The sequence below is a fragment of the Clostridium sp. ATCC BAA-442 genome (assembly GCF_964239415.1).
Lineage (GTDB): Bacteria > Bacillota > Clostridia > Oscillospirales > Oscillospiraceae > Flavonifractor > Flavonifractor plautii.
On sequence record NZ_CAXSQB010000008.1, the window covers coordinates 92,256 to 107,290 of the forward strand.

General features: G+C 59.0%; 16 protein-coding genes and 2 pseudogenes. All 18 read left to right on the top strand.

What is annotated here, in order from left to right; genetic code table 11:
* The first annotated feature begins 84 nt into the window (after window positions 1-84).
* Window positions 85-5,262 (top strand): annotated as a pseudogene (locus ACESY8_RS05565) (SpaA isopeptide-forming pilin-related protein).
* A 95-nt stretch (window positions 5,263-5,357) separates the two neighbouring features.
* On the top strand, window positions 5,358-5,729 hold the full coding sequence (locus ACESY8_RS05570; RefSeq protein ID WP_054338706.1) for a single-stranded DNA-binding protein: 372 nt from the start codon (window positions 5,358-5,360) through the stop codon (window positions 5,727-5,729).
* Entirely contained in the window at window positions 5,729-6,127 is a 399-nt protein-coding gene (locus ACESY8_RS05575; RefSeq protein WP_243427636.1) for a ParB N-terminal domain-containing protein, read from the top strand. Before ACESY8_RS05570 ends, ACESY8_RS05575 begins: the two co-directional genes overlap by 1 nt.
* Window positions 6,115-6,591, top strand: a complete 477-nt coding sequence (locus tag ACESY8_RS05580; protein WP_243427635.1) for a hypothetical protein — start codon at window positions 6,115-6,117, stop codon at window positions 6,589-6,591. Before ACESY8_RS05575 ends, ACESY8_RS05580 begins: the two co-directional genes overlap by 13 nt.
* Window positions 6,588-7,331: a hypothetical protein gene (locus tag ACESY8_RS05585; RefSeq protein WP_434307714.1), complete on the top strand. Its 744-nt coding sequence runs from the start codon at window positions 6,588-6,590 to the stop codon at window positions 7,329-7,331. The genes ACESY8_RS05580 and ACESY8_RS05585 overlap by 4 nt, the downstream gene beginning before the upstream one ends.
* Window positions 7,328-7,741, top strand: a complete 414-nt coding sequence (locus ACESY8_RS05590; protein WP_204681885.1) for a synapsin-1 (Synapsin I) — start codon at window positions 7,328-7,330, stop codon at window positions 7,739-7,741. Before ACESY8_RS05585 ends, ACESY8_RS05590 begins: the two co-directional genes overlap by 4 nt.
* Before the next feature lie 2 nt (window positions 7,742-7,743).
* Complete coding sequence (locus ACESY8_RS05595; RefSeq protein WP_054338708.1) at window positions 7,744-8,397, top strand: hypothetical protein; 654 nt, start codon at window positions 7,744-7,746, stop codon at window positions 8,395-8,397.
* Window positions 8,397-9,107, top strand: a complete 711-nt coding sequence (locus tag ACESY8_RS05600) for a DUF4240 domain-containing protein (protein ID WP_204681884.1) — start codon at window positions 8,397-8,399, stop codon at window positions 9,105-9,107. The genes ACESY8_RS05595 and ACESY8_RS05600 overlap by 1 nt, the downstream gene beginning before the upstream one ends.
* Window positions 9,104-10,033 (top strand): ParM/StbA family protein, encoded by a 930-nt coding sequence (locus ACESY8_RS05605; protein ID WP_082382859.1) that lies wholly within the window; start codon window positions 9,104-9,106, stop codon window positions 10,031-10,033. The genes ACESY8_RS05600 and ACESY8_RS05605 overlap by 4 nt, the downstream gene beginning before the upstream one ends.
* A complete protein-coding gene (locus ACESY8_RS05610) occupies window positions 10,026-10,316 on the top strand; it encodes a hypothetical protein (protein ID WP_054338710.1) in 291 nt (96 codons plus the stop codon). Before ACESY8_RS05605 ends, ACESY8_RS05610 begins: the two co-directional genes overlap by 8 nt.
* Window positions 10,317-10,330: 14 nt before the next feature.
* On the top strand, window positions 10,331-11,560 hold the full coding sequence (gene dcm / locus ACESY8_RS05615) for a DNA (cytosine-5-)-methyltransferase (RefSeq protein WP_054338711.1): 1,230 nt from the start codon (window positions 10,331-10,333) through the stop codon (window positions 11,558-11,560).
* A pseudogene (locus ACESY8_RS05620) lies at window positions 11,557-12,528 on the top strand (amidoligase family protein). Before dcm ends, ACESY8_RS05620 begins: the two are co-directional and overlap by 4 nt.
* Before the next feature lie 2 nt (window positions 12,529-12,530).
* Window positions 12,531-12,782, top strand: coding sequence for a hypothetical protein (locus tag ACESY8_RS05625; protein WP_054338712.1), 252 nt, complete (start codon window positions 12,531-12,533; stop codon window positions 12,780-12,782).
* Window positions 12,775-13,305 (top strand): gamma-glutamylcyclotransferase family protein, encoded by a 531-nt coding sequence (locus ACESY8_RS05630; RefSeq protein WP_054338713.1) that lies wholly within the window; start codon window positions 12,775-12,777, stop codon window positions 13,303-13,305. Before ACESY8_RS05625 ends, ACESY8_RS05630 begins: the two co-directional genes overlap by 8 nt.
* 28 nt (window positions 13,306-13,333) lie before the next feature.
* Entirely contained in the window at window positions 13,334-13,738 is a 405-nt protein-coding gene (locus tag ACESY8_RS05635) for a hypothetical protein (protein ID WP_054338714.1), read from the top strand.
* Complete coding sequence (locus ACESY8_RS05640; protein ID WP_054338715.1) at window positions 13,728-14,222, top strand: hypothetical protein; 495 nt, start codon at window positions 13,728-13,730, stop codon at window positions 14,220-14,222. Before ACESY8_RS05635 ends, ACESY8_RS05640 begins: the two co-directional genes overlap by 11 nt.
* A complete protein-coding gene (locus ACESY8_RS05645) occupies window positions 14,219-14,611 on the top strand; it encodes a DUF3846 domain-containing protein (protein WP_082382860.1) in 393 nt (130 codons plus the stop codon). Before ACESY8_RS05640 ends, ACESY8_RS05645 begins: the two co-directional genes overlap by 4 nt.
* Window positions 14,608-14,973: a hypothetical protein gene (locus ACESY8_RS05650; RefSeq protein ID WP_498794658.1), complete on the top strand. Its 366-nt coding sequence runs from the start codon at window positions 14,608-14,610 to the stop codon at window positions 14,971-14,973. Before ACESY8_RS05645 ends, ACESY8_RS05650 begins: the two co-directional genes overlap by 4 nt.
* Window positions 14,974-15,035: the final 62 nt, after the last annotated feature.

A 15,035-nucleotide genomic window follows, 5' to 3' on the forward strand; every position in this document is an offset into this window, starting at 1 on the left:
AAAATATTGCGTTTTCCCCAAGCGGCCCCCGGTGTGTGTTGCACCGGGGGCCGTTATTTTGCGTTTAAGGAGGAAATTTCGACCATGAAAAGGCGATTACTGTCCCTGTTCCTGGCTTTAGTAACCATACTCAGTATCCTGCCCACGGCGGCCTTCGCGGCCAGCTCTGAGGAGGAGGCCCTGGGCGAGGTCGATATCTACAACGGTGACTATGAGCTGGGCTACCTCTCCATCAACGGCGCGGTCAGGAAACAGAAATACACCTACTTTTTGTACGAATCCAATGATGGAACTCAGAAGGAATCTCCTGCGTACTGCGTCAACCCGAACCAGTACGGCGTACCCCAGACCGTAGGGCCCGGCGAGAGCATCAAATATCTAGCCGAGGAAAAGGCCAGCGATCCCAAGGTGGTGGGCATCATCTCCAATGGCTACCCCCATCGGAGCCTGGGAGAGCTGGAGCTGGACAATAAGTATCAGGCGTATTATGCCACCAAAATGGCGTTGTGGTGCTACCTGATGCCGGATTGGAATATCGCTGACCTCAAAGTTGCGCCGGGGCTCACCGGCTCCGAGCTGGACATCGGCAACCGCATCCTGGCCGCCGCCAAGGATATCTACAAGCGGGGCACCACCTACAACTATATGCTCACTCCCCGCATGACCGCCACGGCGGACAAATCCACGGCCTACCCCGTGACCATTGACGGCCAGGAGTATAAGCAGCAGGTATTTACTGTCTGGAGCGAGACCTGGGTATATGACTACGATGTGGCCGTGGCCTTCTCTGACCCCGGCTCCGTGCCGGAGGGCATGAAGATCGTGGACATGAACAACCAGGAGATCACCGCTGTCACGACCAGCGGCACCGGGGACGGCTATTCCGGGCAGTTCAAGGGGCTTTACCCAGCAGACAGTATCCAGGGACAGAGCGGAAATGTCCAGCTCTCCCTGTACGCTTCCGTGGCTCAGTATGCCGCTATGTATGCCGTCTGCCTGGAAAAAGACCAATACGGCAATCTGCAAAATTATATCTGCGACCTGGACAATAACCGCCAGATGGAGCTGGCCGCCGTCAGCAGCTATGCGGACAGTGAGGAGGAAGAACCGGGCGAGACGGCCCTGAAAATCGTGAAGCTGGAGGAGGGCACCGAGATCCCCCTGGAGGGGGCCGTGTTCTCTGTGTATGACCCGGAAGGAAAGAAAATCGGCTCCTACTCCACCGGCCCGGACGGGACCGTGACCATCCCCCTGACCCTGGAGGGCCACTATACCGTGACCGAGGAGATTCCGCCCCGGTATCACCTGCTCCCGGAGGAGACCACTCAGCACGCCGATGTGGAGTACAACAAGACTGCTATCGTGACTTTTACCAACGCCCCCTATGGTTCCCTCCGCGTCGAGAAACGGAGTGACACCGGCGACGCCCTCTCCGGCGTCACCATCCAGATCAAGCACATTGAAACCGGAGAGACCCGGACGGAGCAGACCCGCAACGGCGTGGTGGTGTTTGACTAGCTCAAGCCCGGCGGCTGGGAGGTCTGGGAGGTGGCCGGCATTGAGGGCTGGATCGCGGACACGGACACGGTGCAGACCGTGGCCGTGGTGGCCGGAGAGGAATCCAGTGCAACTATAATCAATAAGGAACTGCCCGGTTTACGCATCATCAAGTATGAACGTGGCAGTATGGAGCTCATGCCCAACGTGTCCTTTGAGATTTTCCGGGATGCTGAGAGCCTGGGTATCTTTCAGACGGACCAGTTCGGTGAGATCCTACTGACAGACTGTGAACCCGGTACTTACCGCGTGGAGGAACGGGACACCGGCGGAGACGACCATGTGCTGGATACCACCCCCCAGGAAGTGGAGCTGAAGGCCGGGGACGGCATCAAGGACCTGGTTTTCTTCAATGACCGCCTGCCCGGCATCCACCTCATCAAGGTGGACAGCTCCGACCTCTCCAAGTCCATCGCCAACGCCCGCTTCCGCATCGAGGCGGTAGACGGCTCCTGGGGGCCGGAGGAATACACCACTTCTGAGGACGGGACCATCGACCTGTCCAAGCTCCCCGTGGGTGCTTATGTGGTAACGGAACTGGAGTGCCCCGGCTATGTGGTGGATGACGCTCAGCGCATCATCCACCTGGACGGGAATGAGCAGGCGCAGTTCGTGTTCACCAATTCCAAGCTGCCCAGTCTCCATCTGTATAAGGAGAGTTCGGACGGCAAGCCTCTGGGCGGCGTCACCTACCGGCTGGCCAGGATCGAGGACGGCTCCCGGTATCTGGACCGCACCACCGGGCCGGACGGCTCTATCTGCTGGGAGGGCCTGGAGCCCGGCGTTTATTCCCTGCAAGAGGTGTCCACCGTATCGGACCATATCCTGGACCCCACGGAGTACCATGTGGAGCTGTTCCCCGGCAAGGACGCCACCATCTGCCTGCAAAATGACAAGCGCCCCAATCTGACCATTCACAAGAGCGATGCCGACACCGGCGCGCCGGTCTCCGGCACGGTGTTTCTGGTCAAGTGGGCGGACGGCCATAGTGTGGCCGAAGTGACCACCAGGCCGGACGGCTCCGCCACGGTGGAGAACCTGCTGCCCGGCGTCTACGAGGTCTCGGAAAAGTCGGTGCCGTCCCCTTACCTCCCGGACGCCGACCCTCAGCTGGTCACGCTCTACCCCAACCGGGACCGGGATGTGTATTTTGAGAACCACAAGCGGCCCACCGTCACCATCCAGAAGGAAAACTCCGTCACCCATGACCCCATCCAGTACGCCGAGTTCCACATCACCTGGTCCAGCAACAAGACGGAGACCGGGGAGCAGCGGGACCTGGGTACCTTCCAGACAGATGAGGCGGGCCAGATCGTCCTGGAGGGCATTGAGGATGGCTGGCTGACCATCAAAGAGACCAAGCTGGCCCCCGGCTATCAGCTCCCCGAGGACCCGGTTACAGAGGTCTATGTCAAGGGCGGCGAAAACAAGACCGTCACCATCTCCAACATCCCCCTGTCCGCCCTGGTGGTCTACAAGCAGGACAGCGTGACCGGGGCCGGGATCTCTGACTGCCGCTTCCAGCTGAAATACCTGGGCGGCGAGGTCAGCGGCAGCGGCGGCACCGTGGTAGGCACTTATACGACTTCGGCCAACGGCTCCTTTACCGTCACTGGGCTCAAAAAGGGCTACTACATCTGCGAGGAGCTGGAGAGTGACAGCGGCCATGTGATCGACGCCGCGCCCCAGTCTTTCTATATCTCTGGCGAGGACCAGGACATTGTGACTCTCTACTTCTCCAACGCGCCCAAGGGGGCCGTACTGGTCAAGAAGGTATCGGCGGCAGACAATTCCCCTCTCTCCGATGTGGAGTTTCTGGTGACGAGATCGGACGGCTCCGTGGTGGGCGACGCCAACGGCAAATTTGTGACGGACTCCACCGGCACCTTCCTGGTGGAAGGGGTAGAGCCTGGGACCACGCTAGTCATCAAGGAAACCCGTGCCAAGGACGGCTATCTGCTGGATAATACGCCCCAGACGGTCCAGGTCAAGGAGGGCCAGACCGTCACAGTGGAGTTCCGCAACCAGCCTATGGGGAATCTCATCATCCGCAAGCTGTCCAGCAAGGACAAGACCCCGCTGGAGGGAGTGCAGTTCAAGATCACCTATGCGGATGGCTCCTACCTGCCGGACGAGGGCGGCAAGCTGTCCTCCAACGGCCTGTACTGGACCAATGCGGAGGGTCAGATCATCCTCTCCGGCATCACTGGGACAGTGGTAGTGACCGAAGTGGAGAGCATCCCCGGATATACCATCGACCCCAACACACAGAGCCAGACCGTGGTGGTCAACCCGGATGATACGCAAGAACTCTGGTTCTACAATGCGCCGGTGGGCGGTGTGGAGCTCATCAAGGTCAGTTCGGCGGACAAGACAGAGCGCATCCCCAACACCACCTTCGATATCCGCCGGGTGTCGGATGACGCTCTGGTGGACACCGTGACCACCGGGCGGAGCGGCAAGGTGTATCTGCCCCTGGAAAGCGGCGATTACTACGCCGTTGAAACCGAGGCCGCGGATGGATTCAAGCTGGATGACAGCCCAATCTATTTTACAGTGAAAGACGGAGAAACCACCCGCAAGACTGTGACCAACGCGCCCCTCTCCGGCATCCTATTGCATAAGGTCTCCACCGCGGACGGCGAGGGCATCCCCGGCGTGTCGTTCATTCTCTACGATGAGACGCACACACCTATCGACCAGCAGACCACGGATGACCGGGGCTATGCCTGGTTTGAGGACCTGACGGAGAGTGGCAGATACTATCTGCGCGAACTGGAAAATGAGGGCTATATCCCGGACACCCAGCTCCGCACGGTCTATGTTAAAGCGGGCGAAACCATGGAAGTGACCTGGGAGAACACCCCCATCACAGGCCAGATCCAAATCACCAAGCGATCCGCCGACTACAACCCCACCACCGGCCTGCCCGCTGGGACACCGCTGGAGGGGGCCATATTCGAGATCTACGACAGGGCGGGCAATCTGGTGGACACTATCCGCTCCGACAGCCGGGGGCTGGCTGTGTCCAAACAGCTCCCCCTCTCCCGCTATACCATCCGGGAGGTCAAGGCCCCGGAGCATTACGGTGTCAACGAAACCGAGCTGACCGCCTACCTGGAGCATGAGGGCCAGATCGTGCGATTTGAGGTGACGAACAAGAGCCTGACCACCGGCGTGTCCATCACCAAAACCGGCCCGAAGGAGATCATGGGCGGCCAGCCGGTGCGCTACACCTTCTCCGGCATCGCCAATACTTCCAATGTCCGGCTGGACAGCTTCTATTGGAGGGATACCATCCCCGCCCAGGTGCGGCTGGATACCGTTGTCACCGGCACGTATAACTTCCCCGGCACCTATAAGATCACCTATCGTGTGAACGGCGGGGAGTATCGCACCCTGGCGGATAATCTGAGTACCAGCCAGACCTATACCCTGGCCGCATCCCCCGCAGCCCTGGGCCTTGCCGCCAATGAGCGTGTGACCGAGGTTATGTTCGTGTTTGGCCAAGCCCCCGCAGGTTTTGCCCAGGTGGAAACTCCCTACTTAAACTGTACCGCTGTGGCCAACCTGCCCGCCAACTCCAGCTTTGTCAATATCGCGGATGTGGGCGGCGTGTACAACGGGACATGGGTGCAGGCCATCAGCCGGTGGGTAACCACGGTCTATGGCAAGCCCACCCCGCTCCCCCGCACCGGCTATTGATCCACACTTTGGGCGTCCATTCTTCGGGATGGACGCCCTTCCCTTATACCTTAAAATATAACATCTTATAGTAAAAAGTAAAGGAGAACTGAACTATGCTGAAGATCACTGCCATCGGTAACCTGACCAACGATGTGGAGTTGAAGGTAAACGAGACCACCGGAAAGCCCTACGCCATCCTGCGTATCGCCTCGGATCGCCGCTACTGGGACCGGGACGGCAACCGGCTCACCGACTTTATCTCCATCAAGGTACGCGGCCCTCTGGCGGAGCGCTGTGCGGAGTTCGCCTGGAAGGGCTGCAAGCTGGCCGCAGTGGGCGACTTTGAGACCATCAGCTTCGCGGATGACCCCGACCGCCAGCCCGGCTTCCTGATCAAAGCCACCGAGGTGGAATTTCTCTCTCCCAGACGGGTGGAGGAAGCCGCCATGGCCGCCGGGGAGCCGGACGACGCTGATGCCGCCTGATGAAGAACACCGGGATCATTTACAGCAGCACGGAGCGCACGCCCACCGTGCTGCCGGAGTTGGCCGGGCTGCTCCCCCCTCTGAGCGGGGAGCAGCTCGCAGCCCTAGAGGCGGATCTGCTGCAGAATGGCTACTACTCGCCGGTCATCGTCAATGAGGAGCTGGTCATTGTGGATGGGCACAACCGCCAGAGACTGTGTGAGAAGCACGGCATCCCCTACAACATGGCGGTGTTTGCCTTTGCAGATCTGCTGGAGGCCAAGCGGTGGGCACTGGATACCCAGAAGGGCCGCCGCAATCTGGACAATTGGGAGCTGGGCAAGATCGCCCTCCTGTTGATACCCGAAAGGAACTGGCAGACTCCGTTGGCCTGGGTGAGCGCACCATGGGCAAAGTGATGCAGATTGATGAGCACGCCCCCGCAGCGGTCAAGGAGGCGCTGGATAAGAAGGAACTGTCCATCCACCAGGGCTACCAAATCACCAGGCAGGTGGAGGAGCTGCCGGAGGAGCAGCGGGAACAGGCAGCCCTGGAGGCGGTGGAGCTGGCCAAGGCGAAAAAGGAGATCCAGCAGGCGGACGCGGAGCTCAGCCGGCGCAGTAAGATTGCCGGCACATTCTGCAAGGCGTATGAAAAGGCGGTTCTCGTAACCCCCACGGAGGAAAATGTGCGGATCTGGGTGGAGTGTACCCGGATGACGCCGGAGGAGATGGAGGATACCATCCGGGAGTCCGAGGAGCTGGCGGAGATATTTGCCGAGGTGGCGCGGATCATCCGGGAGCAGATCATTCCCTCAGATTGGCGCAGTGCCGGCTGGAGCGAAGGAGATGCCGAGTCCAGGGAGGGGGAATATAGCGAGTGAGTGAAGAACGAATCTCCGTCCGCCAGTGGCAGGAGCGGTTTCGGGCAGGAGCGTATGAGAGCAAGGATCTGAAAGTCCAGTGTGCAGCCGGTTGGTATGACTGGTTTTGCCAAGACCAGGCCCTGGCCGGACGCCTAAAGAAGATATCCAGGGTGGTTATGGGCATCACAGACCCGTATATTCTGGACAACTATTATGTCTGGTTCAAGAACAACTGTCCTGTTGTCGGGGGTCTGTATGACGATGTGCGTTTTGAGCCCCTGTCTGGAGACCGGGACGGAAAATACTTCGTGGTGAGTTTGGACAGCCTCCACGAAAGCCTGAGATGGACGCTGTTTACAGAGCAATATGATTTCGGAGCCCCGGAATATGGGTGTGAAAATGTCCGGGATATGGTCAAGTACATCAACAGCATGGCTCATGAGCTGGAAGAGGGCGTCATACCTGCCTTTACAGTGGAGCGGTGGGCGGTTCTCAAGTATATGCAGCGGCATGACAAGACGGTCAATCGTCCGGTACACAGGAACGGAGAGCACCGCTTTTCCTATACAACCTTTCCCGGCAAACAGACCAAAAATATCATGGTGGTCTCTGATTTGAAGGACGCACCGCCTGATTTTGTACCGGACCACGCGGAGCAGTACGGTAGTTTTTACCTCTACTGCCCGGAGGACACGGAGCGGCCTGCCCCGGAGCAGAAAAGGAGCAAACCGGCCCGGAAAAAGGAGGCGGAGCGATGACGGGCCCCAGTAGACCCATCCTGCCCCCAGAGGCCGAGCAGGAGATCCTCTCCCTGCTGTTTGAAGGGATGGGGATTGAATCGGCGGAGATGGCCGCGATTCTGAAAAAGCACGGGGTGTCCGGGGATATGGAGACCCTCCAGGACAGCTACCGCAAGCGGCTGGGCCAGCGTCTTATGGCCAGCCTCCGGGACGAGAGCGGCAGGCGTGAAGTGCTGGCCACCGGCAAGGGAAGGTATGTGGTGCTGGAGGGCTGTGGAGACCGGAAGCAGCTCCAGACCATCCGCCGCCGCATCCAGGGGCAGATCAATGGGCTGAATGAGTCCGCGGGCAAGGTGCAGACTCGCATCCGTGTACTGGACCGCCTGAGAGCCCGCCTCCTGCCTGGGAAGAAAAAGAAGGTGGCTTGACGATGACATGGAGGGAGCGGCTTGCCGCAGCCGGGGACTACCCCAGGCTGCGGGAGGAGCTGGCAGAGACACGGAAGGAGCTTGCGGACAGCCAGGTCAAATGTGCCCAACTGGAGGATAATCTCCTCCGGTTAGTGGTGAAGTGTGATGAGTTGAGCGATACCGCGCAGAGGCGCGGCGATATATTGGCGCGCACCCGGCAAAGTATGAAAGCATTTCGGGCCGCCCTGCTGTCCTTCTGCCCTGAGCTGAACACCACGGAACGGCTGCGTCAATTTTATAACTGTGTCGCCCCGGAATTTGACCCGGATGGTTTTCACCTGTACTTCGCGGCTGAGGAGCTCTCCGGCATCCGCAACCTGTACGGATGTTTCCCATACGAGGACGCCTGTGGCTGTTTTGAGGAGGCGGACGGCCATGCGCTCCTGCGCTGGCTGACCGCCGCCCATTTTGGGGCGGTTTCCTGGGAGGTCGTACCTGGAACCACCTATGAACGGGCCGTTTTGCAGGAGGTGGACACATCCACGGCGGAGTATCAGGCGTTTGAACGGCAGTTCTATGCCAAGGCGCTGGAGCGCATGGGATTTCAGGAGTTCCTGCCGGTGGAACCTGGTAAGGTACAGGAGCAGACAAAGCGACGAGAGGAAAGCAGGTGATGACAATCGAATATAAAAGAACGCGCAATACGGACAGCACAAAAATCGACAAGGACGCCTTCTGGGACCTGATCGCCCAGGCGAAAGCGCAATGCGGCCAGGATCAGGATGCTTTCGCTAAATGGCTGGAAGGACGGCTGACGGAGATGGGACCGGAGCAGGCCCTGAATTTTGACGCCATCATTCATGGTTACCGGGATTTGGCGTACAAGTACGGTCTCTGGAGCGCAGCCTCCATCCTGTGTGACGGCTGCAGCGATGACGGTTTTATAGACTTCCGGGACTGGCTCATCGCCCAGGGCCGGGAGGTGTACATGGCTGCCCTGAAGGACCCGGACTCACTGACGGATGTCTCTGTTTATGGGGGCTGTTGCTTTGAATCCCTAAGTTGTGTGGGCAGCTATGCCTATCAAAAACTAACCGGGCGTGACAGCAATGAAAATTTTGACCGTGAAGATTATCAGGCATTGGTGGAGGAATTGAAAAAGGACATCGTCTATGATGACGGCATTGAGTATCCATATACATGGAGCGAGACAGCGGCCTATCTCCCCAGGCTGTGCGCTAAATATATAACGCCAGAGGAGCTGGCGCGGCGTATCAGACAGCGTGACGATACCTGGAATACCACCAGCCCGAATATTCAGCAGGCCCGCGCCACTGCACTGAAAAGCAAAAAAACCAAAAGGAATCGGGGTGAATCCAGATGAGTAATCCCATCACCATCGGGGTGGACCACGGCTATGCACAAATCAAAACCGCCCACTTCACCTTCCCCACCGGGCTGGTGGAGTACGAACACGAACCCTACACGCAGAGGAATGTGCTGGAATATGGAGGCAGATATTTTGTGGTGGGCAGCGGGCGCCAGCCGCTCCAGCGGGACAAGACCCGGACGGAGGACTACTACCTCCTGACCCTGGCAGCCATCGCCAGAGAGCTGGCCTACCGGGGCGCGGAGCGCAGCGCCACCGTCCACCTGGCCGCCGGTCTGCCCCTGACCAGCTTTGGCCGGGATAAGAAGAAGTTTCGGGACTACCTGTTCCGGGACGGACAGATGGCGTCCTTCCGGTACGATGGCGTGGACTATGCCGTCACCATCTCGGAGGTGTCCCTGTTTCCCCAGGGCTACGCCGCCGTGCTGACCCAGACGGAGCTGCTGGATGAACCCTCCGTCATCGTGGCGGACATCGGGGGCTGGACGGTGGACCTGATGCGGCTGGACAACCGTATCCCCAACGCCGCCACCTGCCGGAGCCTGGAGCTGGGCATGATCCGCTGTATTGACGGGATCAGCGAACAGGTGCGGCGGATGTTCGGCGTGTCTATGACCGACGCCCAGATCGAGAGTGTTCTGCGGGGCGACGCCGGCAGTATGGATGAGCGGCTCAGAGCCGTCATCCACGCCCAGGCGGACAGGTACATCCAGGGCCTCCTCTCCGCCATCACGGAGAGCGGACTGGACGCCCGCGCCATGCCCACCATCTTCCTGGGCGGCGGCGCGGCGCTGATGAAGCGCCGTGTGGCGGCCACAGAGGGCCTGTGCCGGCCTTTTATCCTGGATGATGTATGCCTGAACGCCAAGGGCTATGAGCGCCTTGCGGGGCAGATGTCGGGAGGGGTAAAGGGTGGATGAGAAACGGCGGCTGAACCTCTCCTTCTCCCTGGCCTCTCCCCAGCAGAGGGAGGCTTGGCGCATCCTGCGCTCTATCCCTGCCGGGCAGCGGACGGACGCTGTGTGCCGAATGGTGTGCAGGGCTCATGAGCAGGAGGCGCTGCTGTCCGCCATCCGGGGGCTCATCCGGGAGGAATTGAAGGATCTACAGCTTAAAACTGAACCAGAGACGCAGGCCGGGGGCGTGGATGAGAGCGTCCTCGGCTTTCTGCGCGCGCTCCAGGGGGGAGATGATATGACCTGATCCGATACTTTGATATGTTCGCGGGCATCGGCGGCTTTCGGGCCGGGCTGACCCGCGTGGGCGGGTTCCAGTGTGTCGGACACTGCGAGATCGACAAGTACGCCGATGCCAGCTACCGCGCCATCCACGATATCCGAGAGGAGGAGCGATACTATCCAGACGCCAGAAAAATCGACCCCAACGATCTGCCCGGCTTCGACCTCCTGTGCGGAGGCTTCCCCTGCCAGCCGTTTTCTTACGCTGGCCAGAGGCGGGGGGTTGCCGACGCCAGAGGCACTCTCTTCTTTGAAATTGCCCGGCTGGCTCAAGCCCGGCGGCCCCGGTATCTGCTGCTTGAAAATGTTCCCGGAATTTTGGGCCATGACAAAGGGCGCACATTTGCGGCCATTCTCGCCGCGCTGGATGACCTGGGGTATCATGTCGAATGGGCTGTGCTTAACTCAAAACATCATGGAGTCCCCCAATTAAGGCGAAGGGTGTTCCTTATCTGCTATCTTGATCCCCGATGCGCCGGAAAAATACTTCCTGTCTTTGGCACAGACGGAAAAGCTCTTGTACAGATCCTCGGAGGAGCGCAGGGCTACCGGGTCTACGATACCGACGGAGTCGCCTGTACACAGACAGCGGGAGGCGGAGGGCAAGGGGTGAAAACCGGGCTGTATTTGGTTGGGTTTAACCGTAAAGAGGGCGTGATAGGAAAACGCACAACCGCGCTATCCCTCAACGCAAGTGATTTCCGTGGTATCAACCGAAATCAGACTCAAAACGCAGTGTTTATGGACCTATGCACTGGACATCCCAAGCAGACCGGACAGGCCCGGTGCCTCACTGCCCGATATGGGCAGACCACCCTCTCCAACCACCGGGCGGAGCGTTCCGGGGTGCTGATGATCCGAGAATCAACAAAACAGGGCTATAAAGAAGCTGTCATAGGAGACAGTGTGGATCTGGGCTACCCTGACAGCAAGACCAGAGGCGGCTGGGTAAGTAAACTTGCCCACGATACTGCCAGCGTCCAGGGAATCGTGGAGCGCGGCGGGCGCATCCGCCGTCTCATGCCCAGGGAGTGTCTCCGTCTCCAGGGCTTTGAGGAGGACCAGATCGACAAGATCCTGGCCATTAACTCAGATGCCCAGGCCTATAAGCAAGCCGGCAACAGCGTTACGGTCAATGTGATAGAGGCCATCGGCCGCCGTATTCGGGCGGTGGATGAGGAGCTCAGGAAGGGGGATGCCGCGGCATGAACGAGATCGGCATCAAGGATCAGTGCTTTGGCGTGGAGGTGGAGATGACGGGTATTACCCGTGCGCAGGCCGCCCAGGCTCTGGCGGACTTTTTCGGAAGGCTGCCGTAGCACAAAGGCGGCGTCTATGATACCTGGAAGGTAAAGGACCCTGCAGGCAAGGAGTGGAAGCTGGTCAGTGGCAGCATTACCGGGGAGCAGTGGACTGGAACAGAGTATGTGGAAAACAACATTAAAGATTTTCGTGTGGAGCTGGTCACCCCCAAGCTGACCTACTCAGAACTGCCCAGACTCCAGGAGTGTATACGGCGAGTAAAGAAGATCGGCGCCAAGGTCAACAGCTCCTGCGGCATCCATGTCCATGTGGACGCCGCCAACCACAACCGGCAGAGCCTCAAAAACCTCCTGAGTATTATGTTTTCCAAGGAGGATATCCTCTTCAAAGCATTGCAGGTGAATCCCAACCGTGTAGCGAAGTATTGCCAAAAGGTGCGAGAGCCTATGCTAAGGAAAGCCCGCCAGCTGCTCTCCGCCGAGGAGACGACAGATCTCACCCAGTTAGAGCGGATCTGGTATGAGGGCAATGTGAGCAGCAGTGAGCATTATAACTGGACGCGGTACTACGCGCTGAACCTCCATTCAGTTTTTTACCGGGGCACAGTGGAGTGGCGGTGCTTCAACTCCACCCTGAATCCCGAACTGGCCGCCGCCTATGTGAATCTCTGCCTCGCCATGTCCGCCCAGGCCATCGCCCAGCGTAGCACCATCATGCGCAAGACCCACAGCGACAACGAGCTGTTCACCTTCCGGGTGTGGCTGGTACGGCTGGGCCTCAACGGCAACGAGTTCAGGGAGACCCGAAACCTGCTGCTGGCGAATCTGGATGGAGACCGGGCCTGGCGCTTCGACAAGGACAGCTATGAAGTCAACCGAAACAAGAAGAAAAAACACCGTGAGGCGGAGAGGTGACTATGAAAATACGAATTGATGACGCCACTTACGAGGGGACCGGGGTGGAGATCCTGGAGGAGCTCCGGCTTGCCAGCTTTGACCCCACTGAATTCCCGGACACGGAGAGCTATCTCTGGCAGCTCCGCAGTAATTTCATCCGCATGACGGACCGGGACTGTGTTCTGCCGGAGCGCGGCCTGGAGGAGCAGGCTCAGGCCCTGTTCGGGGAGCTGGCAAGGATCAGCGCGCTGGAGGTACTGGAGGATGGCTGAGGGAAAGCTGTATTTCGCCTACGGGAGCAATATCAACCTGGAGCAGATGGCCCAGCGCTGCCCGGACGCCCAGGTGGTGGGCCCAGTCACTCTGGAGAATTATGAACTTCTGTTCCGCGGCAACCTGCGGGGCAACGGAGTGGCCACCATCGCTCCCAGGGAGGGGAGCACGGTACATGGCCTGCTGTGGAGCATTACACCAAAGTGTGAACGCGCTCTGGATTATTATGAGGGGTACCCTCGCCTGTATGGGAAGGAGCCAGTGACAGTCCGGGACCGCGAGGGGCAGGAGCACACGGTTATGGCCTATGTGATGACGGAGCTGTGCAAGGAGCCCTCCATCCCCTCCTTCTATTACTACGGCGGCATCCTGGAGGGCTACCAGCAGAACGGATTGCCCACACAGCCGCTGAAGCAGGCGTGGGAAAACTGCGTGGAGGAGGTCCACCGGGAGACAGAGCGGATTAACCGCAGCGCCTGCGACCAGCTCTCGTCCAGGCGGAAGAAAGACCGTGGGCGATAACCCTCGAATCAGTCAGGAGGCAGAACCTATGCCAAACAAAAGCATTTCCCTGTCTGGGGACGTACATATCAGCACAGAACAGGTTTATACCACCGTGGACGCGCTGGAGGCGCTGAAGGCCATTGGCCTGGCCTATGGCCTCTACAGCCGCGCGGAGGAGCTCCACGGTCAGCGCGTCCATCTGGAGGTGCGGAAGGGCCGCCCCGCTCTCGTTGTGCAGGAGGATTTCAGCTGCCATGGAAGTCCCTGCTGGGAGACGGTTCGGACCTTGACCGAGGACCCGGCAGAGATCCAGCAGTACATGGCCTTTCGGAATGTGCTGCATATCATTCAGCAGCGGGATCGTGGGGAACGGCTGCCCGCAGAACAGCGGACAGGCGACAGAGTCCCTGAGCATCCACCCAAGCAAGGCGGAAGATCCCATGAGCGCTGAACCATACCAGCTCCAGACCAGCGGTGAGCTTGATGTCAACGACCTGTTTACAACGAAATTACAGGAGGGCGCCTGTGCGGCACATCTGCGTGGCGTATTTACCGATACGGACGAAGTCAAAATTACCCTGTTAAAGAAGAACGAGGAGCTGGCCTCCCCGGCGTTCCAGGCAGAATTGAGCGCCTTACTGGGAGCCCTTCGAGGAGACGGCGGGCCGCTGCGGGACCTCCCCTCCATGCGGGCATATTGTGAAGCGCGTCCCCAGGCGCTCATGCGCGGCAGACAAGCCTTTTACGCATTCCGAATCGACACCGGCCAATACCGGTATTATCTGCGCTTTTTCCCACAGCGGGAACTGCATAAATTTTTTATCCTTTGCTACCAGACAGACCGGCTACGGGAAGATCTCCCCGCGCCGGATTTTCATTCCCTGTACAGGAAAAGAAACCATAAAAAGAAAGTGGAAAGGGGCGAAAGATCGTGAAGGTTTTGATTGTGGAGCCCATGAAGCCCTGCTATGTACGAGAGATCAGCGGGCTGAAGGCCATGCAGGAGGTCGTGGGGGGAGAAATTGAAGCCACATACCCTTTCGCGGAAGCGGTGGCTGTCGTATGTAACGCCAACGGAAAGGGACTCGGCCTGCCCTTCAACCGCCCTCTGATAGACAATGCCGGACTGCCCTATGACATTGTCTGCGGGACCTTCTTCCTCGCCGGACTGGGCGCGGAGGACTTTGTTTCTTTGACAGAAGAACAGATCCAGAAGTATAAGAAGCTGTATGACAGCGTCATGGTCGCAACTGTGAAAAAAGAGCGGTCACCCCAGGGGAAAGGGCCTCGTCCTCATAACCCCGGACGCGGAGGGGAACGGTGAATACAGAGGAGCCTATGACTAATTACGACCTGACCAGCATTGGAGCGATCTCCGCTTCCGCAAAGCTGGCCCATATTCGTGCCAATCAGGAGCCGGACCAGAACAGCTACAACGCCGCATGGCTCCACGGCTACGCTGACGCCCTGACCAATGTGGCAGACGCCCTGGAACACCAGCAGGAGCTTATGGACGCCGTCATTGGTTACATGGGCGGGCAGCATGACAGCGCGGAATTATACGACATTCTCCATGATACCCTGGCAATGTCCGACGAGGATATTCTGTCTCTGGGCTTCGACCTGCCCCAGTGCCATGCGCATGACACGGAGATATCCACAAAAAGATCAAAAGTCTGCAAATAAAAAGTCAAGCCTCTGAATGAAAAAATCCTCATTGGAAAACAGGGCAGGCAAAAAAGGCCAAC